Genomic DNA, 23,841 nt, shown 5'->3' on the forward strand with positions numbered 1-23,841 from the left:
TTGCCCTTGTTCTCCAGGTTTTTGAACAGGCCCGCGAGTTCGGACGGGAAGTCCGACTCGATCAGCACCTGGTAGCGGCGCATATCGATGATGTGATCCACATGCTCGATATCGACCGGGCACTGCTCCACACACGCACCACAGCTGGTGCACGACCACAACACCTCGGGATCGATGATGCCGTTGACCTCCGCACCACCGACCAGCGGCCGCTCCGCCTCCGCCCGCGCCTCCGCCGAAATCTTCGACAGCGCAACCTCATTCGGCTTGCCCTCGGCTCCCCCGGCGAGCAGGTAGGGCGCCTTGGCATACGTGTGGTCACGCAGCGACATGATGAGCAGCTTGGGAGACAACGGCTTTCCGGTATTCCATGCCGGGCATTGACTCTGGCAGCGACCGCATTCGGTGCAGGTGGTGAAGTCCAGCAGCGCTTTCCAGCTGAAGTCCTCGACCTTGCCGACCCCGAACACATCGACATCGGGATCGGCGGTCTCCATCTCCAGGACCGCGCCACCGGACATCATGGGTTTGGCCGCCCCGAGCGCGACTCCCCCGTCGTCCTCACGCTTGAAGTAGATATTGACGAACGCGGCAATCCGGTGCCAGGCCACACCCCAGGTGAGTTTGCGGCCGATGAGATACAGGAACGCCGCTCCCGCAAGCATTTTGACGAACGCGAAGATCGAGATCAGCAGCGGACTGACCGGAAGCAACCGGGCGACCTGCATGGTGAGCGGATCGGTCGATACGTGCCCACCGCCGTAGGTCGCGATCTTGCCCGCCTTGACCAGGACATCACCGAAACCGTGTGTCAGCACGATCATTTCGATGGCATAGGCGGCGGCGAAATTCGATCCGCCGAATCGCGAGAGGCGCTCGGGCCGGCGCGGATGATTCAACTGGCGGACGGTAATCAGCGCCACGATCCCGATAATGGTGCCGGCGCTGAGAAATTCTTCCAGCAGGCGGTAGCCGAAGGTATCGCCGATGATCGGCCAGTGGAATGCCGGATCGAAGGTCTGCCCGTAGGACTCGAAGTAGAAGATCATGCCGAGCAGAAATCCGACCATCACCAGCCAGTGCGCCCAGCCCACGGTCCGGAACCTGTTCATCCGCGTATGCGCGACAACCTCGACGGCAACGGTTTTCACTCGGGGCAGGAACGGGCGCATCCGCGACCGGTCGGGCTGACCCGCGCGGAAGAGGCGAATCATCCTGCTCAGCCCGCCGAAAAATGACCCCCAACTGAGCAGCGTGACGAGGGCGCCGATGACCCCCAGTGCGATCGTCGCTGTGCTCATAGTGCTGACCCCCCGGTCCCGAGAACGCTCCGGGGCGGCAGCAGGAGTTATGTTACCGCCCAGTAACTTACGTGTCTGATGTCAAGTTATCATTGAATCGACACGGGGGAAAGCCCGGTTCACCGTCACCTCGCCGATGCGGGTGTGGACCAGTTCCGTTGTGGCGATGGGGAGTTCAGGAGATGATGCGGATGGCGTACGGCATGATGCCGCCTTCGCGAACGGCGGCGACGCGGACGACCTCGCCCGACTCCGGCGCCTCGACCATTTTGCCGTTGCCGACGTAGAGGGCGACGTGTTCGGAACCGCCGGAACCCCAGAACAACATGTCGCCGCGCTCCCGATCCGCCACGGGCACACGGGAACCCATGGAGTACTGGTAGCCGCTGTAGTGCGGGAGCGAGACGCCGATGCCGGCGAAGGCGTAGATCATCAGGCCCGAGCAGTCGAAACCTGTTTTGTTGTAGTCACCGTAGGAGTCGGCCACGCCGCCGTCGCGAATGCCGAGGGTCGCACCGTCCTCATCACCACCGCCCCAGGCGTATTCGACCCCGAGCTGGGACATGGCGCGGTCGACCACGATCTCGACCAGATCCGAGCGGCTTCCGCTGGGACGGGTCGGCGGCTGACTGCTGCGGGGCGGCGCCGGGGAACTGTTCAGCTGGGTGTGCGGGCGGCGGCCCGAACCCGTTTCCGCGGCACGATCATTGGACGCACGATCGGCCGCGACGCGGGCCGCTGCCGCGACGGCGGCGGCGCGGGCTTGCGCTTCCTCGGTGCGGCGCTGCTGATCCCAGGCCAGGTAGGTATCGCGCTGACTCTGCAGTCCGGCCACCTGTGAGCGGGCCGTATCGAGCCGCTGCTGCGCGGAATCACGTTGCTGCTGCAGATCATTGCGGCGCGCGGCCTGCTGGTCGAACTCGGTCTTCGCGGCCGCGACGGCGCCCTGCGCCTCGACCTTCTTCGCATCGGCGTCGGCCGCGGCGGCATCGGCGGCCTGCTGCGCCTGCTTCGCGGCGGAGGTCTTGTTGGCCTGATCGACCTGCGCACGGCGCAGACCGTCCACCACCTGCTGCTGACTCTTGGACGCGATGGTGAGCACCTGGGCGCGGGCGAGCGCGACCTCCGGAGTCGGGGCGGCCATATAGCTGATGAGCGAGGTGGATCCGGGTCGCATGTAGACCTGGGAGACGAATTTGTCGAACTCGTTGTGCGCGTCGCCCACCTGCACACCGGCATCGGTGAGGTCGCGCTGGCAGTTGGTCACGGCGTGCGCCGCGGTATCGGCGGCATCGCGGGCGACCTGCAGATCCACCAGGGCCTTGTTGACGGCTTCGCGGCGTGCGGCAACGGCATCGTCGAGCAGTTGCAACTGCTGTTCGGCGGTCGCCACCTGATTGATGAGCACACCGACCTGGCCCACGGTGGCGTCGACATCCGCACCGGCCTGGGCGATATCGCTATCGCTGGGATTGGGGGGTGGTGGGGGCACAGCGTGTCCGGTGGCTATCCCCAGAGTCACCACTGTGATCGCTACCAGCAACTCGGTAGCGATCCGAATCGGTCGCCCTGCACGTTTCGCCGGTATTCGCATCGCACCTCCCTGGATCCCGTTCTGGCCCCGGGGAGCGACTCACAAGCCCCATGCGAACCATCCGGATCACCGGAAACTCGAGGCCCTTCTGACACTTCATCCCCAACAGCGTCGTTTCGAAACCGTACGACACTTCCGACACAGGATGAATCAGCCACGCGGGAATGACTCGCAGACAATTCAGACGTAGCCAGCCATTTGCCTGTTTGCTCGGGCGATACCACACGACGCCGCAGCCGACCCTCCGGAAAACCTTCCGGATGTCAGCGAAGACTCAGCGAACGAGACCGGACCGCAGCTCGGGCATGCCGAGGACTGCGGTCCGGGAAATGAGCGAAAGATTCAGGAGACGGGCGTGCGCGGACGGCCGGAGCCGGCCGACTCGACCGCGGCGCGGCGCACCTTCACGGCGTACAGCCCGCCGATCACCGCGGCGAGCGCGAGCACCGCGATCAGCGTGATCAGGGTCCACGACACGGTCTCGGGCTGTTCGAGCCGGTTCACGAAGGTCTGGGCCGCATCCTGAGTGTGGTCCGAGCCGCGATACTTGGACTTGTCCTCGGCCCACTCCAGGCGGGCGCGGGTGAAGGTATCGCTGTAGGTGCCGACCCAGTCGTCGCTGAACACCACCACGGTGCCGTGCTCGGTCTTTCCGACCTCGGTGGCGAGATCGCGCAGGTTCGCCTCCATGCCCGGATTGCCCTGCACCACAACGATGTTCAGGTCGATGCCCTGATCGCGCGCCGCAGCGGCAATGGCGGCCAAGCCGTCTTGACTACGCCCCTGGGGTGCGGCGACATGATTGTCGTCCAAGTCCACCAGAATGGCGTTCAAGTCGGTGTTCGGCGGCAGTTCCGCCTTCATAGGCGCGAAAACCGAGGTGTGCGAGACGGTCACGGACGCACAGTACGCGACTACTTGTCGCATCACCTCACCACGGCACGCCGTAAGCTGGCAGCGGTCCCGCCGTGTGAAGCTCGCGCAGCCACCGCGAGAACCTCCCCGGGCCGCTCGGGCACGCCCCGATGCGCTCACAGGACAAGCGTACTGTTAGGGTGAAGCACGGACGAGGCCAGCGCCTCGACGAGCCATCGGCACAGCCCCGCCGGTGGCCCTCCCATTCACAGACGAGTGGAGCTGACAGTGACGAGTATCGATTCCTTCGGCGCCAAGAGCACCCTAGAGGTCGGCAAGAACTCCTACGAGATCTTCCGTCTCTCGGCCGTGCCCGGCACCGAAAAGCTGCCCTACGCCCTCAAGGTTCTCGCGGAGAACCTCCTCCGCACCGAGGACGGCGCGAACATCACCGCCGACCACATCCGCGCGATCGCGGCCTGGGATCCCAATGCCCAGCCCGACACCGAAATCCAGTTCACCCCGGCCCGCGTGATCATGCAGGACTTCACCGGCGTGCCCTGCATCGTCGACCTGGCCACCATGCGCGAGGCCGTCGCCACCCTCGGCGGCGATCCGGACAAGGTGAACCCGCTCGCCCCCGCCGAGATGGTCATCGACCACTCGGTCATCATCGACGTCTTCGGCCGGGCCGACGCGCTCGAGCGCAATGTCGATATCGAGTACTCGCGCAACCGTGAGCGCTACCAGTTCCTGCGCTGGGGCCAGGGCGCGTTCGACGACTTCAAGGTCGTCCCCCCGGGCACCGGCATCGTGCACCAGGTGAACATCGAGCACCTGGCTCGCACCGTCATGGTCCGCAACGGCCAGGCCTACCCCGACACCTGCGTCGGCACCGACTCGCACACCACCATGGTCAACGGCCTGGGCGTGCTGGGCTGGGGCGTCGGCGGCATCGAGGCCGAGGCGGCCATGCTGGGCCAGCCCGTCTCCATGCTGATCCCGCGCGTTGTCGGCTTCAAGCTGACCGGTGAGATCAAGCCGGGCGTCACCGCCACCGACGTGGTGCTCACCGTCACCGACATGCTGCGCAAGCACGGTGTGGTCGGCAAGTTCGTCGAGTTCTACGGCAAGGGCGTCGCGGAGGTGCCGCTGGCGAACCGCGCGACCCTGGGCAATATGAGCCCCGAATTCGGTTCCACCGCAGCGATCTTCCCGATCGATGAGGTCACCGTCGAGTACCTGCGCCTGACCGGCCGCACCGAGGAGCAGCTCGCGCTCGTCGAGGCGTACGCCAAGGAACAGGGCATGTGGCACGACGCCGAGAACGAGTCCGCGTACTCGGAGTACCTGACGCTGGACCTCGGCGACGTGGTCCCGTCCATTGCCGGCCCGAAGCGCCCGCAGGACCGAATCCTGCTGTCGGACAGCAAGACCGCGTTCCGCAAGGACATCCACAACTACACCAACGATGCGGAGTCCGGCCCCGCCGCCGTCACCCCGCACACGCACCTGGACGAGGCCATCGAGGAGTCCTTCCCGGCTTCCGATCCCGCGGTGCTGTCCTTCGCCGACGATGATTCGGTGCTGATCCCCTCGGCCGCGAACGGCGCCGTCGGCCGCCCGAGCAAGCCGGTCAAGGTTTCCTCGGAGGAGTACGGCGACTTCGTGCTCGATCACGGCGCGGTCGTGGTCGCCTCGATCACCTCCTGCACCAACACCTCCAACCCGTCGGTCATGCTCGGCGCCGCGCTGCTCGCGCGCAACGCCGTCGACAAGGGCCTGACCTCCAAGCCGTGGGTGAAGACCTCCATGGCCCCGGGTTCGCAGGTCGTGAACGACTACTACGAGAAGGCGGGCCTGTGGCCGTACCTGGAGAAGCTGGGCTTCTTCCTGGTCGGTTACGGCTGTGCCACCTGCATCGGCAACACCGGCCCGCTGCCGGACGCGGTGTCCAAGGCCATCAACGAGAACGACCTGTCGGTCACCGCGGTGCTCTCGGGCAACCGTAACTTCGAAGGCCGTATCTCCCCCGACGTGAAGATGAACTACCTGGCCTCCCCGCCGCTGGTCATCGCGTACGCGCTCGCGGGCACCATGGACTTCGACTTCGAGACCGACCCCCTGGGTCAGGACACCGCCGGCAACGACGTGTTCCTGAAGGACATCTGGCCGTCCTCGAAGGAGATCGAGGCGACCATCGCCAGCTCGATCAACCAGGACATGTTCATCAAGTCCTACGCCGATGTCTTCAAGGGCGACGAGCGCTGGCGCGGACTGGAGACCCCGGAGGGCAAGACCTTCGAGTGGGATCCCAAGTCCACCTACGTCCGGAAGCCTCCCTACTTCGACGGTATGCCGTCGACCCCGGCTCCCGTCACCGATATCAAGGGCGCGCGTGTCCTTGCCTACCTGGGCGATTCGGTCACCACCGACCACATCTCCCCGGCCGGCAATATCAAGCCGGGCACCCCGGCCGCGCAGTACCTCGAGGGCCACGGCGTCGAGCGCAAGGACTACAACTCCTACGGCTCGCGTCGCGGTAACCACGAGGTCATGATTCGCGGCACCTTCGCGAACATCCGGCTGCGCAACCAGCTCCTGGACGACGTCTCGGGTGGTTACACCCGCGACTTCACCCAGGAAGGCGCTCCGCAGGCGTTCATCTACGACGCCTCGCAGAACTACCAGGCCGCGGGCATCCCGCTGGTCGTGCTGGGCGGCAAGGAGTACGGCTCGGGTTCCTCGCGTGACTGGGCCGCCAAGGGCACCAGCCTGCTGGGCGTCAAAGCCGTCATCACCGAGTCGTTCGAGCGCATCCACCGCTCCAACCTCATCGGTATGGGCGTTGTCCCGCTGCAGTTCCCGGCCGGCGAGTCCGCCGCGTCGCTGAAGCTGGACGGCACCGAAACCTTCGACATCGCCGGAATCACCAAGCTGAACGAGGGTGTGACTCCGAAGACCATGAAGGTGACCGCCACCAAGACCGACGGCACGAAGGTGGAATTCGACGCGGTCGTCCGCATCGACACCCCCGGTGAGGCCGACTACTACCGCAACGGTGGCATCCTGCAGTACGTGCTGCGCAATATGATTCGCGGCTAGAACTGCTCGAAGGCTCGGCCGGGAAGGGCTGTTTCCCGGCCGAGTTATGGTGGCAGGCAACGGTTTCGCGCCGTCGCCGGTAACGCGGTCCAGCCGGATCGCTTCGCTCGTCGCTAGTGCGGGACGTCCGCACCGGTCCATGATCGGTGGGGACGTCCCGCACACCCCGTTTCGGAGGAGTCCATGCCCAAGGTCAGTGACGACCACCTCGCCGCTCGTCGCAGCCAGATTCTCGACGGAGCACGCAGCTGCTTCGCCGAATACGGCTACGAGGGCGCCACCGTGCGTCGCCTGGAAGAAACCACGGGTCTGTCGCGGGGCGCCATCTTCCACCACTTCCGTGACAAGGACGCGCTGTTCCTGGCGCTCGCGCACGAGGACGCGGCCCGCATGGCCGAAGTGGCCGCCACCCAGGGTCTGGTCCAGGTCATGCGCGATATGCTCGCGCGCCCCGAGGACTTCGATTGGCTCGGAACACGTTTGGAGATCGCCCGCCGCCTGCGCAACGATCCCGAATTCCGCGCCAACTGGGAGGAACGCTCCGAGGAGCTCACCGCCGCCACCGTGGCCCGCCTGGAACGCCGCAAGGCCGAAGGCGCCCTGCGTGACGACGTCCCCACCACCGTATTGCTCGGCTACCTGGACCTGATCCTCGACGGCCTCATCGCCCGCATCGCCTCCGGCCACGCCAACGACAATCTCTCCGCGGTACTCGATCTCGTGGAAGCCTCAGTGCGCCGCAAGAATTGAGCGCGCTACTCCTGTTCGAGGTCCGCGAGCAGTAGCCGGGTGATCCGGTCCAAGTCCATGCGGTCCTTCGCGGAAAGCACTGAGAGGATGCGGGTTTCGTTCTCGACGTGTTCGGTGATGACCAGATCGATGAGTTGCAGGCCGCGGTCGGTCAGGGCCACCCGCACCGCGCGCCGGTCGCCCGCATCGGCGATGCGCCGCACCAGTCCGGCCTGTTCCAGCCGGTCCAGGCGGCCGGTCATGCCGGCTCGCGAGAGCATGAGCGTATCGGCGAGCACGGAGGGATTGAGCTCATAGGGCTCCCCCGAACGCCGCAGTGCCGCAACCACATCGAACTCCCCGCGCTGCAATCCGTGCGCGGCGAACACCGATTCGATCTGCCGCCCGGCCACCAGTGAGAGCCGGCCCAGGCGGCCGATGATGGCCATGGCCTCCAGATCCAGATCCGGCCGCTCCCGATGCCACTGCGTCTCGATGAGATCCACCGCGTCAACCTTCTTCGCACCCATGGACAACATTCTATTCGCTCCTATATAGTTCGATAGCGAACTATAACTCATCGAACTACTTGGGAGACCGCCATGAACGCCACCACCCGCGAGGCCGCCATCCGCCTGCCGCACGACGCCGAAACCCTCGGCACCGAAAGCACCCACGTACGACTACTCATCGACTCCAATGACGCCGGTGGATCGGCCAGCACCCTCGAGGTCACCATGTCCCGGGGCGCCGACGGGGCCACCCCGCACTTCCACACCAAATCCGATGAGCTCTTCTACGTGGCGGACGGCGAACTGCAGCTACTGGCCGGGGATCGCTTCGTCACCGTCGGCGCCGGCGGGTCGGTCATCGTGCCCAAGCTCATGCCGCACGCCTTCGGCGCCAGCCCCGACAGCTCGGCGCGCATCCTGATCGCCCTCATGCCGGGCGTCGAGCGCTTCGAATACTTCCGGCTGCTCGATCGCATCGCCAAGGGCGAATCGACCTACCAGGACCTCCTCGATTCCCAGGAGGAGTTCGACAACCACTTCATCGATCGCCCGGACTGGTGGGCCGAGCGCAACGCCAACCGCCGCTGAGCATTACGCGCCAACCTGCGGCTATGCGTCCACGCCGGTGCTATCCGCGGGTAGCCCGGCAATCGCCGGAATGTGCCGCAGACCACTGAATTTCCGGAATCCTCCGGAAAATGCTCTGGTTGTAGGTTTTATGGTTTTCTCCGTTCCTGTCACCGTTCGCGGCTATGAGCTCGATGTCAACGGCCACCTGAACCAGGCCGTCTATCTGCAGTACGCGGAGCATGCGCGGTGGGAGCTGCTGCGATCGTGCGGGGTACAGGAGGACAAGCTGATGGGGTCGGGCATCGGACCGGTGGTGCTGGAGAACACCATCAAGTACCTGCGCGAGCTGCACATCAGTGACATAGTCACGGTGAGCTGCGAATTCGTATGGGGCGGGGGTAAGACCTATCGGATGCACCAGGAGATCCGGAAGCTGGACGGGACACTGTCCGCCGAGGTGAATGCGGTCGGCGGCATTCTGGATCTGAAAGCCCGCAAGCTCGTTTCGGATCCGGCCGAGCGATTGCGTGAGATCTCCGAAACGCCCGAACTGCTCGGGCTCTAGTTCGCGCGGCGCGTAGCGAAAAACTCTCAGGCCGAGCGGTTTCCGTCGCCCCGGCAAGGTTTGCCAGGGTGGCGGAAATCTTTCGTTGCGAACCGAACGAGCGGCCTTGCGGGATATGATTCAGATCGAGCTCGGCCCCGCAGCAAATCCCGAGCAGATCGGAGTTAAGCATGACCGGCGCCCTCCATCACCTCGCGTCTCCCCCTATAGACGCCACCGCGCCACCGCTATCTGGCTATCTCGTAGCATCCACCGATAGGCACATCAGCGTGCGCGTCACAGACGGCATGTGGACCTTCCGGCGGACCGACGTTCTCGATCTGACCGACTGGGAAGTTGCGGCAGCACAGGGAATTTGCGAGGGACGCCCGGTACTGGTGCGGGTACGCAACGGCGCCACAGCCGATTTCACCCAGCGCCGGCGCATCGAACTCACCGAACGCCCGCCGACCCTCCCGCTCGCCTACTCCCCCACCCGCGGTGACGACGAGCTCCGCGAGCTCACCGAGGCCTGGGCCCGCGGCCTGGAACTCACCGCCGGGCCGGGTGTCGGCGGCGCCACCATGACTTGCTGCCAGACCCGGTCGCTCAATGGCAGTGACGACGGCGTGGCCTGCGACAGTCTCGACTGATAGGCCCCGATATGGCCGCCCGTACAACGGGTTCGGTACTCATTGTCACCGAAGCCGACGACCTTCACGGCGATGCACTCGCCGCCACACTGCGGAAACATCACGGGCTCAGTCCGATTCGGCTCGATATGCGCGACTTCCCGCGTGAGAACGGCACTTTCCGCGTCAGCCGCGACGGCACCTCGCGCAGCCTCTCCCATATTCTGGGGCTCGACGACGCCTCCTCGGTCTGGTGGCGACGGCCGCAGCCGTGCCTGGTTCCGGGCAGCGCCCGCGGCGAGGACGACGACTATCGCCAGGCCGAATGCGACGGGTTCCTCCAAGGTCTGCTGTGGTCCATCCCCGCCCTGTGGGTCAATGATCCGGGCGCCGATCGCACCGCGAATCGTAAACTCGTGCAATTGGAGACGGCCTATCGCGCCGGTTTCGCGGTGCCGGAAACACTCATCACCAATGATGTGGACGAAGCGCGCTCGTTCATCGATTCGCGGCCCGGTCCGGTGGTCTACAAGCGCGCCGGCACCGGCCGCGGGGCCTTCACCGAGACACGCATAGTCACCGCAGCCGATCTCGCGCGGCTGGAGACGATCCGCAACTCCCCCACCATCTTCCAGGACTACATCCACGCCGAATGCGATCTGCGCATCGTGTGGGTGGACGGTATGGAGTGGGTGGTGCGCATCGACTCGCAATCCGGTGTGGGACGGGTCGATTCGCGTCTGGACACGTCGGTGGACTTCACCGCGGATCGGCTGCCCGCCTCGGTGAGCAAGTCGCTGACCACCCTGATGGGCGCGCTGGGACTGGCTTTCGGCGTGCTCGACCTGCGGGTCGGCCTCGACGGCGAGTTCTGGTTCCTGGAGGTGAACCCCCAGGGCCAGTTCGCGTATCTCGAAATCAAGACCGGGCTGCCGATCTTCGAGAGTCTGGCGAATCTGCTGGTCCTCGGCGACGGCACCGTCAACACCTGAGCGTGGATACCTGAGCTTCGGTATCGTGCACGGCTGAACGCCGCCCCGGATCAGCGCGCGATATCGCAAGCGGTCGAACGGTTTTCGCCCCTCGACCGCTTGCCGATGTCGCTATCAGCTACTACTTGCTTTGACCTTTGCTGCCTTGCGGCGGTTGGCACCACCACGGCTGCGGAGTTGCACATGCGACTCCACCAGCACGTTGTGGATGAAGCCGTACGATCGCCCGGTCTCCCGGGCCAGTGAGCGGATACTCGCACCGCTCTCGTACTGCTTCTTGAGCTGGGATTGCAGGCGATCTCGCGACTTTCCCGTCACGCGTGTGCCTTTTCCCAATACGGCTTTACCCTGTGCGGGCCTGTCACTCATGACTTCCTCCGAGTCGCCGTGGGCGCCTCATTCAAGGTTAGAGACTCGGAGGGCGGTGATCAACGAAATCGTGTGATCGGTATCACGAACTGTGACACCCGGACCGTGAGAAGGCGACACAAACCCCCACTTCCGCTGCCAGTTTTCCACTGCCAGTTCAAGTTACCGAGACCTGCCGGTTCGCTACGGCGTACTCGATACCGCCCGTAGCAGCTCCAGGTATGCCGAGGTCACATCGTCGGCACCGACGGTCACCATCTCCGCTGCCGTCGGCTCGCCGGTGTCGCCGTACTTGTCCGCAAGTCGCAGATCGCGCACGGCGGCGGCCTTGCGGGACAGTTCCCGCGCGAAGCGGCCATTACCGAGCGAGTCGATGAGATCCTGGCCGACCGCATCCTGACAGCACGCTCGCAGGGCCGATTCGGCGGGCGAGTCCAGCGTATCCATCTGCGCCGCCAGGAAGGTGTGGGTGATGGCGACGAGATCAGCGGCCGAGTAGGACGGAAACTCCACGCGCGTACTGAATCTCGACGCCAGCCCTGGGTTGGACGACAGCAGTTCGGCGATCTCATCGGGATATCCCGCCAGCACGACAACCAGGCGGTCGCGATCGTCTTCGGCCCGCTTGAGCAGCACCTGTAACGCCTCCTGCCCGTATGCGTCCTTGCCGTCGACATAGCCCGAATTCTGCAGCGAGTAGGCCTCGTCGATGAACAGCACGCCATCAAGAGCCGAGTCGATCACCTGGGTCGTCTTGATCGCGGTCTCGCCGAGGTGCCGGCCGACGAGATCGACCCGCTGAGCTTCCACCACATGCCCCTCGGCCAGCAGCCCCAAGCCGTGAAGGAGCTTCCCGACAATGCGGGCAACCGTCGTCTTACCGGTTCCGGGCGGTCCCGTGAACACGAAGTGCTGCAGCATCGGGGCTGTCGAAAGCCCCCGGCTTCGCCGCAACGCCGCCATACGCAGTTGTGCCGACAGCATTCGGACCTGGTCCTTCACCGGTTGCAGCCCGATCAGATTGTCCAGTTGCTCCATCGCATCATCGAAATCGCGCTGCGCTCCGGGTGCGCGACGGGTGGACACACTCGGGAACGGGGTACGGGCCACGGCGTCGGGCTCCGGCCGTACGACCTCGGGTTCCGGCTGCGCGAGCTCGGTATTCTCCGATGGCACTTCGATGTTCACTCGTGCGGCAATGATCGAATGCTCGGGAAAGTAGCGGTATGCCTTCTCGAACAGCGCGAGCGCCCCGCTCGAATCGCCGAGCCCATCGCGTGCGAGACCCCGCAGAAAGGCTAGTTCCCCCAGGAACTTCCGATGCGCACCGAGCAGCACCGGCAACGGCCGGAGCACCTCCAGTGCCTCGCCGAAGACCTTCCGATTGATCAGCGCAACCGCCACCCACAGCTGTGATTCCTCACGCAGGAAGCGGTCGCGAATAGGTTCGGCGACAACGAGAACTGTCGACCAATCCTTCCTCAGCAGTGCACATCGCCCGACCAGGAAGCGAGTTTCCTCCCTATCGAGCCGAGCCTGTGCCAGCGCGGCCCAGGCCTGCTCCACCTGCCCGCCGGCCAGCATCGAAGCCATACCCGCCAGCCAGAGATCGTGTGGCGACTCCAACCGGAAATCGGCGTACTCGCCGATCATGAACCGCGACTCGAGTGGGGTGTGCAGCCTCGTGCGAAGCTCACCGAAGCTGGCCACCTGGCGTGCCATCGCCTCGACGGACCGGTCGCCGCCGTGTCCGGTCGCGTGCAGCCCCAACCACGCGTCCGCGGCTGTCGGATCCTGAACTGTGGCGGCCTGAAATGCCTGGGCCGCAGCGTCGAGATCGCCCCGCCGCAGTGAGGACACACCCTGCAGCCACAAACTCTCGCACCGCTTGGCAGCGGCCCAGTCGACCGGCATCTGCGGTGCCGCCTCCTTCACCCCTCCGGACACCGAAAAACGATTCTACATGCGGATATTCAGAATCGCTTCGCAGCCGATGATTTCGGGCTGAAGGGTGCCGACTCGATGATGGCGCCGACCGGCACCGCCGGACACGAGGCGGAGCCGACGGCGATCACGCCAGCTGAATGAGTTCCAGATAGTCCTGGGACCAGTGGTCCTCGGTGCCGTCCGGGAGCATGATGACGCGCTCCGGATTCAGCGCCTCGGCAGCGCCCGAATCGTGCGTGACCAGCACAACCGCACCGGCGTAACTGCGCAGCGCGTCGAGGACCTGCTCGCGGGAGATCGGATCGAGGTTGTTCGTAGGCTCGTCCAGCAGAAGGACATTCGCGGCGGAGGAGACCAGACCGGCCAGTGCGAGACGGGTCTTCTCACCGCCGGACAGCGTGCCGGCGAGCTGATCCAGCTGCGGACCGGTGAACATGAACGCGCCCAGCAGGCCGCGCAGATCCTGTTCTCCCGCATCGGGGGCCGCGTGCCGGATGTTCTCCCAGACGCTCGCGTGATCGTCGAGGGTGTCGTGCTCCTGCGCGAAATAGCCGACCTGCAAACCGTATCCGGGCACCAGCTCACCGGCGGTGGGCTGTTCGACGCCGGCCAGCATGCGCAACAGCGTGGTCTTACCGGCGCCGTTGAGGCCCAGCACCACCACGCGGCTGCCCTTGTCGATGGCCAGATCGACGCCCGCGAAGATCTCCAGCGAGCCGTACATCTTGGTCAGGTTCTCGGCCATCAGCGGCGTCTTGCCACAGGTGGCAGGAGTCGGGAACTTGATGCGCGCCACCTTGTCGGCCACGCGCACCTCATCGGCCTCGTTCAGCATGCGCTCGGCGCGCTTGATCATCTGGTGTGCCGCAGCGGCTTTGGTGGCCTTGGCGCCGAGCTTGGCGGCCTGCTGCTTGAGCGCGGACGCCTTCTTCTCCGCGTTCGCGCGCTCGCGGCGGCGGCGCTGCTCATCGGTGGCGCGGGCGTCGAGGTACTTCTTCCAGCTCATGTTGTACATATCGGCCTCGGCGCGCACGGCGTCGAGGAACCAGACCTTGTTGACCACATCGGCCAGCAGATCCACATCGTGGGAGATGACGATGAGGCCGCCGTCGTGGCCCTGCAGGAAGCCGCGCAGCCAGGTGATGGAATCGGCGTCGAGGTGGTTGGTGGGCTCGTCCAGCAGCAGGGTGGTGTTGGATTTGCCGCCGCTGCCGTCCGAGGCGGCGAACAGGATGCGCGCCAATTCGATACGACGGCGCTGACCACCCGAGAGCGTCCGCAGCGGCTGTTGCATCACCCGGTCGGGCAGGCCGAGGTTGCTGCAGATGCGTGCCGCTTCGCTCTCGGCGACATAACCGCCGAGCGAGGAGAAGCGGTCCTCGAGCTGACCGTATTTGCGGATCGCCTTGTCCCGCTCGGCCTCATCGACCACTTCGGCCATGAGCACCTGCTGCTTTTCCATATCGCGCAGGATCTTGTCCAGGCCGCGGGCCGAGAGCACCCGGTCCCGGCCGAGCACATCGAGATCACCCTCACGGGGGTCCTGCGGCAGGTAGCCGACCTCGCCGGAACGAATGATCTTGCCGGCGTACGGCTCGCCCTCGCCCGCCAGAATGCGCAGCGTGGTCGTCTTCCCGGCGCCGTTGCGGCCGACCAGTCCGATCCGGTCACCGGCCTGCACCCGCAGTGCCGAGCCGGGCACTGTCAGCAGGGTGCGGACTCCGGCCCGGACCTCCAGGTCGGTCGCGGTGATCACAAGTGTCTCCTCGTGCGGTGATGTGCTGGCGGATAACTGCTCGATTGTGGGCCGTCACGACACACAAGAAAACCCGATTTTATCTCATGAACGGCATACCAAAAGGTCAGGGGCCGGTACGATGCGTCACCGCAGGCTCTGGTCCAACTTTGCTCCAACTTTGGACGGCTTCAGGTCCTCCAGCGCGTCGGCATTGTCGACGACCGGATGGATGTACCTGTTCGGGTCGATATAGCTCCCCGTCGCCGCCCCAGCGCCCTCCGAATGACCCAACTGCGCACTAGCACGACGAGCGTCCCCTATCCTGCCCGCGACGTGCGTGGCAACCGTATCCCGAAGGTTGCCGAACGTCACCCACGCCATCGACGTACCCGTGCGTACGCGAACCAGTACCCGCTCGGCCGTGCACGGTCATACAGAGTCTCCGCGCCAGCCTGTGCTCGCCCAGTGCGGTCAGCGTTGCTACGGCTTTACGTTGTGCGGGCCTGCCAGCGGGTGCGCCCGGCCCGGGCAGCGTGATCAGCCGGATGACCCAACCGGACCGGGCAGCAGCACGAAACTCATCGAGGGCCAGCGCCGCAATTGCCACAGCCGACCGGCAGGTCGCTGCGTCCGGAGTCCCGTCGAAGCTCTTTCCTACCCACACAAGGAGACGCGCCGATGCGCACCAACCAGGCGGCCTGGAATCGCCGCACAGTCGACGATCCGATGCACCACGGTATGGGGCGGCAGCGGTGACCCTGCGAATCATCGACGCCGCGCGGGTGCTCACCGGCCACGGCACCGCCCACACACCCGGCAGTGTCGTGGTCGACGGCACCTCGATCGCCTGGGTGGGCCCCACCCGTGATCTCCCGCCGCAGTGGAGCGGCCGAGCCGCCAACCGATTGGCGCTCACGAACGCCACACTGCTACCGGGGCTCATCGACGCCCACGTTCATCTGGCGTTCGACTGCACCTCCCAGCCGCCGGACGCGCGCGACGACCTCGCCCGCGGCGCCGTGTCCGACAAGATTCGCACTGCGGCAACCGCATTGACGAGTTCGGGAGTCACCACGGTCCGAGATATGGGCGCGCCCCGATACATCGACGCCGACACACTGCCGGTGCAGCCCGGGCCTCGGGTGCTGCCCGCCACGATCCCTCTCACAGTGCCGGGCGGACACGCCGACAGCCTGGGCGGTGCTGTGACCACCATCGCCGACGTCGAACAGGTCATCGCGGAAAACGCGCGCCGCGGCGCCGCATGGATCACGACGGTGGTCACCGGAGGCTTGAACGGCGGCGGCCGCCGCTCACCCTATAAGCCGCAGTTCAGCGACACAATGCTGGCCGCGATTGTCACCATCGCACACCGGCACGGGCTGCCGGTCGCCGCGCAGGCACACGGCACCACCGGAATTCGCCAGGCCGTCGAGGCGGGCGTCCACAGTATCGAGTACTGCACTTGGATGGCTCCCGGCGGGTTCGACGTCGATCCGGGGCTGATCCGGGAAATCGCGGCACGCCGAATCCCGGTGTGCCCCATTATCAATCATCATTCTCGCGCCGCCTCCGGCCGGCTGCCATGGCGACACCGGCGCGAGCACCTGCGTGACATGCTCGCCGCGGGCGTGCATCTGCTACCCGGAACCGACTCCGGAATCACGCTCACTCCGCACGACCGATTCGGGCACGCACTGAGCGCCTACATCGATCTCGGCCTCACCCCGGCGAGCATCATCGAACTCGCCACCCGTCGCGCCGCCGACGCACTCGGAATCAGCCATCTCACCGGCACACTCTCCACCGGGCTGTCCGCCGATATTCTCGCCGTCCACGGCAACCCGACCCAGCACCTGCATTCCCTCGCCACACCGATCATGGTCATGACCGCAGGACACCTGTACCGCTCTCGGGCCCTGCGCGACAACGAGATCGGACACCGCGTCTGACCAGGAGCGCCCAGCAAGCGTCCGCGATTGGGCGATGCGGGCGGCTCGATCGTCGCCCGCTAACCAGTAGGCGCGACCGCGGCGGCGCCGCCCTGCCGCGCGGCATGGACGGCAGCCTCGTGAACTGCCTTGCCGACTTCTTCGGACTTCGCATCGACCGGGCTGCCCGACATGGTGTACCACTCGCGTATCTGATTGTCCCGCACTGTCACCAATGCCTTGTTATCGGAATCGGACCAGAATGTCTGCAACGTAACCTCACCCGCTATGACACCGGCTTCGACGGTCAGAATTCCACCTGCGCCTGTAGTCAATGTCGTCGTCCAATCGAGCGTGGCCATGAATCGTTCTCCCTGATATAAAGCGGATTTTCGCGATGAAGTGTACGCGGGCGCATAGGAGAAAACACCGCGATTGGGCGATCTGTATGACTCCGGAACTTCCGGCAAATTGCCTGCAGCAGAGGCATTTCCGATAGGCCATATCGACCTGTCGGTATTTCCTTTCGGTTTCGATTCACCTTGTTGATTGCGGCTATTGTTTGCAAACGCTAGTGGTCCGCATCCCATGTCCCGGCACGTAGGACCAGCACCGTTACATTAGCCAGTTGGTAGCTGTACGGTGGATCCTGTGCGCCCGGCCGTCGGGCGTGACCGATCGATTCGGAGGTTGTTCCGCGACCGCCGGACTCGCCGGCCCGGCGGTCGCCGAGGCACAGTTCGCCGGCCGAAGTCATGGAGGCTGTATATGCGGTGTGTCGTGTTCGGCGCAACCGGATACATCGGCGGCCGGCTCGTGCCGGAATTGGTGGACATGGGCCACACCGTGCGGGTGCTGGCCCGCAACCCCGGCAAGCTCGCGGAGGTGCCGTGGCGTGACAGCGTCGACATCATCACCGGTGATGTCACCGACCCCGATGCGGTCGCTACCGCACTGGCAGACAGCGATGTCCTCTACTACCTCGTCCATTCCCTGACCCGGCGCGACTTCGTCGACCTCGATCGGCGCGCGGCAACAACAGTCGCGCAGGCCGCCGCCGCGGCGCAGCTGTCCCGGATCGTCTACCTCGGTGGTATCAAGCCCGACAGCGAGAAGCTGTCAGCGCACCTGTCCTCACGGGCGGAAGTGGGCGAAATCCTGCTCGCCTCCGGTGTTCCCACGGCCGAGTTCCGGGCGGCGGTGATCATCGGATCCGGTTCCGCCAGTTTCGAAATGCTGCGCTACCTGTCCGAACGACTGCCCGCGATGATCACCCCGCGCTGGGTGCACAACCGTATCCAGCCGATCGCCATTCGCGACGTGCTCTACTACCTCACCCGGGCCACCACACTGCCGCCGGAGGTGAATCGGCCCTTCGATATCGGCGGGCCCGATGTGCTGACCTACCTCGACATGTTGCGCAGATACGCCGCGATCGCCGAACTGCCGCGCCGCGCCGTCGTGCCGGTACCGATCCTGACGCCATGGTTATCGGCACAGTGGGTGAACCTGGTGACCCCGGTTCCGCGCGCCATCGCCGTACCGCTGGTGGAATCACTGATTCACGAGGTGATCTGCCACGAACACGACATCGCCGAGCACATTCCCGACCCACCGGACGGCTTGATCGGCTTCGAACACGCAGTACAGCTCGCGCTGACCCGAATCCGAAGTTCCGACGTCTCGACCCGCTGGTCCGACGCCGACACCCCGGGGGCACCCTCGGACCCGCTACCCAGCGACCCGGAATGGTCCGGCGGCTCCCTCTATCAGGATCTGCGCGAACGCCACACCACCGCTGACCCCGACACCGTGTGGAAGGTCATCGAATCCATCGGCGGCGAACACGGCTGGTACTCCTTCCCCCTGGCCTGGTCGATCCGCGGCTGGATCGACAAACTCGCCGGCGGCGCAGGACTGCGCCGAGGGCGGCGCGACCCATACCGACTCCACACCGGCGAAGCCCTCGACTGGTGGCGCGTGGAATACCTCGACCGCCCACGACTCCTGCGGCTGCGCGCCGAAATGCGAGTCCCCGGCGATGCCTGGCTCGAACTATCAGCAATACCTCAACCCGATGGCGGCACACTGTATCGGCAACGCGCGATCTTCGAACCCCACGGCCTGACCGGACACGCGTACTGGAAAGCAATCGCACCATTTCACGGAGTGGTATTCGGCGGCATGATCCGCAACATCACCGGCACCGCCGAGGCGAATATTGCTGGCCGCCGAAGCCACTCGTGAGAAACAGCGGCCCCCGTTCGGCACCAACCCCACGCCGGTGAGGTCGGCCCGTCCTTCCGATGCGGAGTCCGACCATGCGGTGACATTTCACCGGATGTTGTCGTCGAGCACGACTTCCGGCTGTCTTGCCTTCCGGATCGCGGTCCACGGTGAGCCGTGATTCTGATGCACGCTGCCCTGCTGTCCGGGGCGTTTCCCACCGTGCTGCGGTGGTGCGGGGTGGCCGCGCTGGCTTGGCTGCTCCTGCACACAGGCAGGCACAAGGGGTATCGGCCCGCGCCCGCGATCCTCGTGTGCGCGATTGCCGCCGTCGCCGCGACCGAACTCGGGGCGCACCTGGTGCGGAATGTGTGGCGCCTGTTTCCCGACTCCCTCGAGCCGCCGATTTTCGCCGCGGTCGCGCTGGCGGTGTTCGCGCTCGCCCTCATCGCGAACCTGGCAATCGGCCGGCGCAGCGTGCCCTATCTGATCCGAATCATGGTGGCCGCCATGATCGTCGTGGCCGCCGATACCAACGAAATCAATCTCTACTTCGGGGCCTATCCGACACTGGCCGATGCTCTCGGCCAGGAGACCTCCACCAAGATCCCGTTCCCTGCCCTGGCGGCCACCGAAGCGCTTGCCCCCGACAACCATCCGGTGTCCGCGTCGTGGACACCGACCTCGGTCCTGCCGGTTCAGGGCCGTCTCACCTCCGTGCGCATCCCTGCCACGCGTTCCGGATTCACGGCCCGCGATGCCGAGATCTACCTTCCGCCAGCCTATTTCGCCACGCCACGACCTCGGCTGCCGGTGCTGGTCCTGCTCGCCGGTCAACCCGGTGCACCGCAGGACTGGCTCACCGCAGGCGGTCTCGTTCACACCATGGACTCGTTCGCTGCCACGCACGGCGGCCTCGCCCCGATCACCGTTGTCGCCGACGGGACCGGTGGCCCGTTCGCGAACCCGCTCTGCCTGGACTCCCGGCTCGCCAACGCCGCCACCTACCTCACCGCGGACGTCCCGGCGTGGATCAGGGCCCACCTCACCGTCGACGAGCACGCCAGCGCCTGGGCCATCGGCGGGCTGTCCTACGGCGGTACCTGTGCGGTGCAGCTCGCCACCAACTACCCCACCGTGTATCCCACCTTCCTGGCATTCTCCGCCGACCCCGAACCGCGACTCGGCAGTAGGTACGAGACCATCGTCGCGGCCTTCGCGGGGAATGAACACGACTACCAGCAGGTCAATCCCACCCGCCTGCTCCAGACCTCCCGATACCCCGGCAGCGCAGGCGCTTTCGTTGTCGGGGACCGCGACCGCGACGGCCTCAGCGGCGCGCGCACTCTGCTGCAGGCCACCCGTTCCGCCGGAATGGACACGCACTACACCGAACTCCCCGGCGGTCACGATTGGCACGTATGGTCCGCGGCGCTGCACCGCGAATTGTCTTGGCTGGCTACGCGTCTCGGTCTGGTGCCCTAGTCAGCGCCGGAAAACGAGCCAGCGCATCGAGGTGTACATGAAGAGCGCCTCACCGAGCCCGCCGAGGATCCGCGCCAGGTGGTATTCGAGACCGAGTCCGGCCAGACCGCTGGTCACGCCGAGTATGAAGACCAGATAGTTCACCGTCACCACCCCGATGTAGATGGCTATCTGCGGACCCACGCAGCGTGCGAGGCGAAGTTCAGGGTCCGATTGAGCAGGTAGCTCAGGGCGAATGCCGCAACATAGGCGGCGGTGACCGCGATCGGCAGCGGCACACCCAGGCCGCCGTGCAGGGCGGTGAGGATGAGCAGGTCGGCGGTGAAGGTACACCCGCTGACCAGCACATACCCCACGAATGTCGGGGCCACGGCACGATCGAGCCCGAACGGCAGCCACTCGACGACGCGTTCGCACAACCGGTGAAACGAACGAATCGACCGCGAGCGGGCGGGCCCGGAGTCTGTCGCTATTCGCACCCGACCACGCTGCCATCACCAGGTGGCGCGCAGATGAGCACGCGGCCAACTTCGTCTACACCCTGTGGGATGCGGCCGCCTCGGCTTTCCGCTTGCTGTGGTTCTCGGGGCGCAGGACCGTCCCCGCCGTTATGGCGATCACCCCGAGCAGGGCCGCGGTCGGGGCGAGGGCCGATGCCCCGCCGACCGCCAGGACGCCACCACCGAGCGCGGCGCCGACCGCCGCGGCAAAGTAGATCGCAGATCCGTTCAGGCCCATGGCAATCGGGGCGAAGGCGGGGACGAGGGCGAACAACCGGTGTTGCTGGGGCACGAGCGAGATACCGGCGCCGGCGCCGAGCCCGAACATCGTGACCACCGCACCGACTTCGAATGTGCGCGTCAGGGTCAATATCACCGCGAAAACGGTGACAACGCAGCCACCGAGAACGAGTACGAAGGGCGAACCTCGCCACCGGATCAATCGTGGAACGGCCGCGGTGCCGAGCACCTGCCCGCATCCGAAACCGAACATCGCTACGACCACGAGCGTGCCGGAGATATGCAGGACGGTCGGCAGAAAACTCACGATGAGGAAGGCGGGAACCATCACCGTTGCCGTACCGACCAGAATGCCGCGCACACGGGTATCGGTGAGCACCCGCAGCCGGCCGCGCAATCCGAGACTCGGCGCATGCGCGGCGGGAAGGAACGCCACCGAGACGCAGGAGATCACGGCCGGCACCACCAGAATCCACATCGCACTGCGCCAGCCCCAGGCTTGGCCGACCAGGATCCCGAACGGCAGCCCCGCCACCAGTGCCAGCGACCCACCACCCGCGACAACGGCCAGCGACCGTGCGCGATGCGCATCATCGCTGAGCAGTCCGGCCGTGCTGAACGCGTTCGACTGATACGCCGCCGCACCCAGCGCGGCCACCACACGACCCCCGGCCACCGTCGGAAAATTCGATCCGGTGGCTTGCAGAATCATGCCGGAAATGAACACCGCCATCCCGCCCGCGAGCAGCACCCGGCGGTCCCAATTGCCCGTGAGCGCGGCGATAATCGGCGAGCCGACCGCATACACGATGGCGAACAGCGAGGTCAGCTGACCGGCCGTGCTGACCGATACGTGAAGATCGGCCGACACCTCCGGCAGTAGGCCGGACATGACATAACCGTCCACCCCCAGCGTGAATGTCCCGACGGCCAGAATCAGCAGGTCGACCAGCGACAAGTAATGCTGCCCGGACCTTGTGCCCTGCTCTGTCGTCATTCCCATTGCGCCCCAGCCACCATGGCCCCCAGTCTTCAACTCTGTTGCGCCGGGCAGCGCCGCCCTCGGAATCTCCTATCGCTCAGGCGCTTTCCGCAATCGCCGATCCGGCGGCGCCTGGGGCTCCTCAGCTGCAGCGGCCACCTGGAGAATTCGAGACGCTGCCGGTTTATCCATCGACCGAATCAAACAACGAATCACCACCGGGCGAATCCGGAAAATGCCCGCATGCTTGCTCGGACTAGATAGCTCACACAGCGATCAGCTCCCTCCTGTGAAGGAACTCAGCCATGAGCCTGGCCAGCACGCCGACGCAGCACACTCCAGCACCGGGTGAACTGTCGGTGGAATTGCAATTGATGCTGCAGATATTCAACCCGGCGAATCGGCACAATCCGTTCCCCTTCTATCGGCAACTACAGGACCTGGGTCCGGTGCACCGGTCACCGCTGGGGCTGAGCCTGCTCACCCGCCACGACGAGATCGCCACGGTGCTCACCAGTTCCGAGTGGGGCCACGACCAGGAGGTCCAGCACCTGCACTCCGGCCAGGAGGAAGTCTTCCCGCCTGTGTTCATGTGGATGGAGCCGCCGGACCACACCCGGCTGCGCGGCCTGGTCTCGAAGGCGTTCACCCCGCGCCGGATCATGGCGATCCGGCCGCGGATCGAGGAGATCGTCGACGAATTGCTCGATACCGCCTTGGCCGCAGACGAATTCGACGCGATCACCGGTATCGCCTACCCGCTGCCGCTGACCGTGATCTGTGAGATCCTCGGCGTCCCGGCCGTCGATCACGACCGCATCCAGGAGTGGTCGCAGATCCTGTCCTGGGGTCTGGATCCCGATCACCTGCTGCCGCAGGAGGCCAAAGACGCTCGCGCCGAGGCGACTCCGAAGTTCCTGGCGTACCTGCGCGCGCTCATCGCCGAACGCCGCGCCGATCCCGGCGAGGATCTGATCAGCGGACTGGCAACCGTCGAGGAGCAGGGTGACCGGCTCACCGAGGAGGAGATGCTCGGCACCATCATCTTCCTGATCGTCGCCGGCCACGAGACCACGGTGAACCTGGTCGGCAACGGCCTGCTCGCCTTCCTGCGCCATCCCGAGCAGCTGGCGCTGCTGCGGTCCCGGCCCGAACTGCTCCGCCCGGCCATCGACGAACTGCTGCGCTATGACGGTCCCGCACACCTCAATTCCCGCTCCGCGAAGGTGCGCACCACCCTCGGCGGCCAGGTCTTCGAACCTGGCGACGGCGTGGTCACCCTGCTGGCGTGCGCGAATCGCGATCCCCGGGCGTTCGCCGATCCGGACACGTTCGATATCACCCGGTTCGACGGGCACGCACCGGTGACCAAGCATCTGGCCTTCAGCCTCGGCCACCACTACTGCCTGGGCGCACCGCTGGCGACTCTCGAAATGGAAGTGCTGCTCGAGGCCATTCTCGCGCGGGTCGGGTCGATGGAACTGCTCGACGACAATCCGCCCTACCGGCCCAATGTGCTCATTCGCGGGATCGCGGAGCTCCAGGTCCGGTTCCGCGAAGGTCGCCCATGACCGTGGTGACCGAAGTGA

21 protein-coding genes are annotated in these 23,841 nt (G+C 65.7%); 10 read left to right on the forward strand and 11 right to left on the reverse strand.

Features of this window, described 5'->3' with window-relative positions; genetic code table 11:
- The 3 genes from ABZX86_RS26185 to ABZX86_RS26195 form a co-directional block, all read right to left on the reverse strand.
- The coding region (locus ABZX86_RS26185; RefSeq protein ID WP_355127305.1) for a (Fe-S)-binding protein at positions 1-1,301 on the reverse strand (1,301 nt) is incomplete at its 3' end.
- A gap of 175 nt (positions 1,302-1,476) precedes the next feature.
- Positions 1,477-2,793 (reverse strand): NlpC/P60 family protein, encoded by a 1,317-nt coding sequence (locus tag ABZX86_RS26190; RefSeq protein WP_355127306.1) that lies wholly within the window; start codon positions 2,791-2,793, stop codon positions 1,477-1,479.
- A 444-nt stretch (positions 2,794-3,237) separates the two neighbouring features.
- On the reverse strand, positions 3,238-3,792 hold the full coding sequence (locus tag ABZX86_RS26195; RefSeq protein ID WP_355127307.1) for a DUF6676 family protein: 555 nt from the start codon (positions 3,790-3,792) through the stop codon (positions 3,238-3,240).
- A 246-nt stretch (positions 3,793-4,038) separates the two neighbouring features.
- On the opposite strand from ABZX86_RS26195, the gene ABZX86_RS26200 reads away from it, so the two are divergent.
- Both ABZX86_RS26200 and ABZX86_RS26205 read left to right on the forward strand, forming a co-directional pair.
- The gene (locus ABZX86_RS26200) at positions 4,039-6,855 is read left to right on the forward strand and encodes an aconitate hydratase (RefSeq protein WP_355127308.1); all 2,817 of its coding nucleotides are present in this window, start codon (positions 4,039-4,041) and stop codon (positions 6,853-6,855) included.
- A 183-nt stretch (positions 6,856-7,038) separates the two neighbouring features.
- The gene (locus ABZX86_RS26205) at positions 7,039-7,605 is read left to right on the forward strand and encodes a helix-turn-helix domain-containing protein (RefSeq protein WP_355127309.1); all 567 of its coding nucleotides are present in this window, start codon (positions 7,039-7,041) and stop codon (positions 7,603-7,605) included.
- A 5-nt stretch (positions 7,606-7,610) separates the two neighbouring features.
- Here the strand turns inward: ABZX86_RS26205 and ABZX86_RS26210 are convergent, their stop codons facing one another.
- A complete protein-coding gene (locus ABZX86_RS26210; RefSeq protein ID WP_355127310.1) occupies positions 7,611-8,114 on the reverse strand; it encodes a MarR family transcriptional regulator in 504 nt (167 codons plus the stop codon).
- 72 nt (positions 8,115-8,186) lie between these two features.
- Here ABZX86_RS26210 and ABZX86_RS26215 point away from each other — a divergent pair, with 72 nt between their 5' ends.
- The 4 genes from ABZX86_RS26215 (at position 8,187) to ABZX86_RS26230 (ending at position 10,834) form a co-directional block, all read left to right on the forward strand.
- Positions 8,187-8,684: a cupin domain-containing protein gene (locus tag ABZX86_RS26215; RefSeq protein WP_355127311.1), complete on the forward strand. Its 498-nt coding sequence runs from the start codon at positions 8,187-8,189 to the stop codon at positions 8,682-8,684.
- A gap of 130 nt (positions 8,685-8,814) precedes the next feature.
- Positions 8,815-9,231 carry an acyl-CoA thioesterase gene (locus ABZX86_RS26220; protein ID WP_355127312.1) on the forward strand — a complete coding sequence of 139 codons (417 nt, stop codon included), beginning with the start codon at positions 8,815-8,817 and terminating at the stop codon, positions 9,229-9,231.
- A gap of 269 nt (positions 9,232-9,500) precedes the next feature.
- Entirely contained in the window at positions 9,501-9,863 is a 363-nt protein-coding gene (locus tag ABZX86_RS26225; RefSeq protein WP_327146276.1) for a hypothetical protein, read from the forward strand.
- Between the two features lie 11 nt (positions 9,864-9,874).
- Positions 9,875-10,834 (forward strand): hypothetical protein, encoded by a 960-nt coding sequence (locus tag ABZX86_RS26230; protein WP_327146275.1) that lies wholly within the window; start codon positions 9,875-9,877, stop codon positions 10,832-10,834.
- Between the two features lie 114 nt (positions 10,835-10,948).
- Here ABZX86_RS26230 and ABZX86_RS26235 read toward each other — a convergent pair whose 3' ends face one another.
- The 3 genes from ABZX86_RS26235 to ABZX86_RS26245 all read right to left on the reverse strand — a co-directional run bounded on the left by ABZX86_RS26235 (position 10,949) and on the right by ABZX86_RS26245 (position 14,906).
- A complete protein-coding gene (locus ABZX86_RS26235) occupies positions 10,949-11,203 on the reverse strand; it encodes a helix-turn-helix domain-containing protein (RefSeq protein WP_327146274.1) in 255 nt (84 codons plus the stop codon).
- A gap of 183 nt (positions 11,204-11,386) precedes the next feature.
- Entirely contained in the window at positions 11,387-13,150 is a 1,764-nt protein-coding gene (locus ABZX86_RS26240; protein WP_355127313.1) for an AAA family ATPase, read from the reverse strand.
- Between the two features lie 124 nt (positions 13,151-13,274).
- Positions 13,275-14,906 carry an ABC-F family ATP-binding cassette domain-containing protein gene (locus tag ABZX86_RS26245; protein WP_327146273.1) on the reverse strand — a complete coding sequence of 544 codons (1,632 nt, stop codon included), beginning with the start codon at positions 14,904-14,906 and terminating at the stop codon, positions 13,275-13,277.
- 734 nt (positions 14,907-15,640) lie between these two features.
- Here ABZX86_RS26245 and ABZX86_RS26250 point away from each other — a divergent pair.
- Complete coding sequence (locus tag ABZX86_RS26250) at positions 15,641-16,840, forward strand: amidohydrolase family protein (RefSeq protein WP_355127314.1); 1,200 nt, start codon at positions 15,641-15,643, stop codon at positions 16,838-16,840.
- 59 nt (positions 16,841-16,899) lie between these two features.
- Here the strand turns inward: ABZX86_RS26250 and ABZX86_RS26255 are convergent, their stop codons facing one another.
- Positions 16,900-17,181: a hypothetical protein gene (locus ABZX86_RS26255; RefSeq protein ID WP_355127315.1), complete on the reverse strand. Its 282-nt coding sequence runs from the start codon at positions 17,179-17,181 to the stop codon at positions 16,900-16,902.
- A 406-nt stretch (positions 17,182-17,587) separates the two neighbouring features.
- Between ABZX86_RS26255 and ABZX86_RS26260 the strand changes: the two genes are divergently transcribed.
- Complete coding sequence (locus ABZX86_RS26260; RefSeq protein WP_355127316.1) at positions 17,588-19,066, forward strand: SDR family oxidoreductase; 1,479 nt, start codon at positions 17,588-17,590, stop codon at positions 19,064-19,066.
- A gap of 165 nt (positions 19,067-19,231) precedes the next feature.
- Positions 19,232-20,530, forward strand: coding sequence for an alpha/beta hydrolase-fold protein (locus ABZX86_RS26265; protein ID WP_355127692.1), 1,299 nt, complete (start codon positions 19,232-19,234; stop codon positions 20,528-20,530).
- On the opposite strand, the gene ABZX86_RS26270 is transcribed toward ABZX86_RS26265, so the two are convergent.
- The 3 genes from ABZX86_RS26270 to ABZX86_RS26280 are packed head-to-tail and all read right to left on the reverse strand — an operon-like array spanning position 20,531 to position 22,273.
- The gene (locus ABZX86_RS26270) at positions 20,531-20,713 is read right to left on the reverse strand and encodes a hypothetical protein (RefSeq protein WP_355127317.1); all 183 of its coding nucleotides are present in this window, start codon (positions 20,711-20,713) and stop codon (positions 20,531-20,533) included. It abuts the gene before it with no gap.
- Positions 20,698-21,009 carry a GtrA family protein gene (locus ABZX86_RS26275; protein ID WP_355127318.1) on the reverse strand — a complete coding sequence of 104 codons (312 nt, stop codon included), beginning with the start codon at positions 21,007-21,009 and terminating at the stop codon, positions 20,698-20,700. The genes ABZX86_RS26270 and ABZX86_RS26275 overlap by 16 nt, the downstream gene beginning before the upstream one ends.
- A 55-nt stretch (positions 21,010-21,064) precedes the next feature.
- The gene (locus tag ABZX86_RS26280; RefSeq protein ID WP_355127319.1) at positions 21,065-22,273 is read right to left on the reverse strand and encodes an MFS transporter; all 1,209 of its coding nucleotides are present in this window, start codon (positions 22,271-22,273) and stop codon (positions 21,065-21,067) included.
- 284 nt (positions 22,274-22,557) lie between these two features.
- On the opposite strand from ABZX86_RS26280, the gene ABZX86_RS26285 reads away from it, so the two are divergent.
- Positions 22,558-23,823, forward strand: a complete 1,266-nt coding sequence (locus tag ABZX86_RS26285) for a cytochrome P450 (RefSeq protein WP_355127320.1) — start codon at positions 22,558-22,560, stop codon at positions 23,821-23,823.
- Positions 23,824-23,841 lie beyond the last annotated feature (18 nt).

This window comes from Nocardia sp. NPDC006630, assembly GCF_040611495.1.
Lineage (GTDB): Bacteria > Actinomycetota > Actinomycetes > Mycobacteriales > Mycobacteriaceae > Nocardia.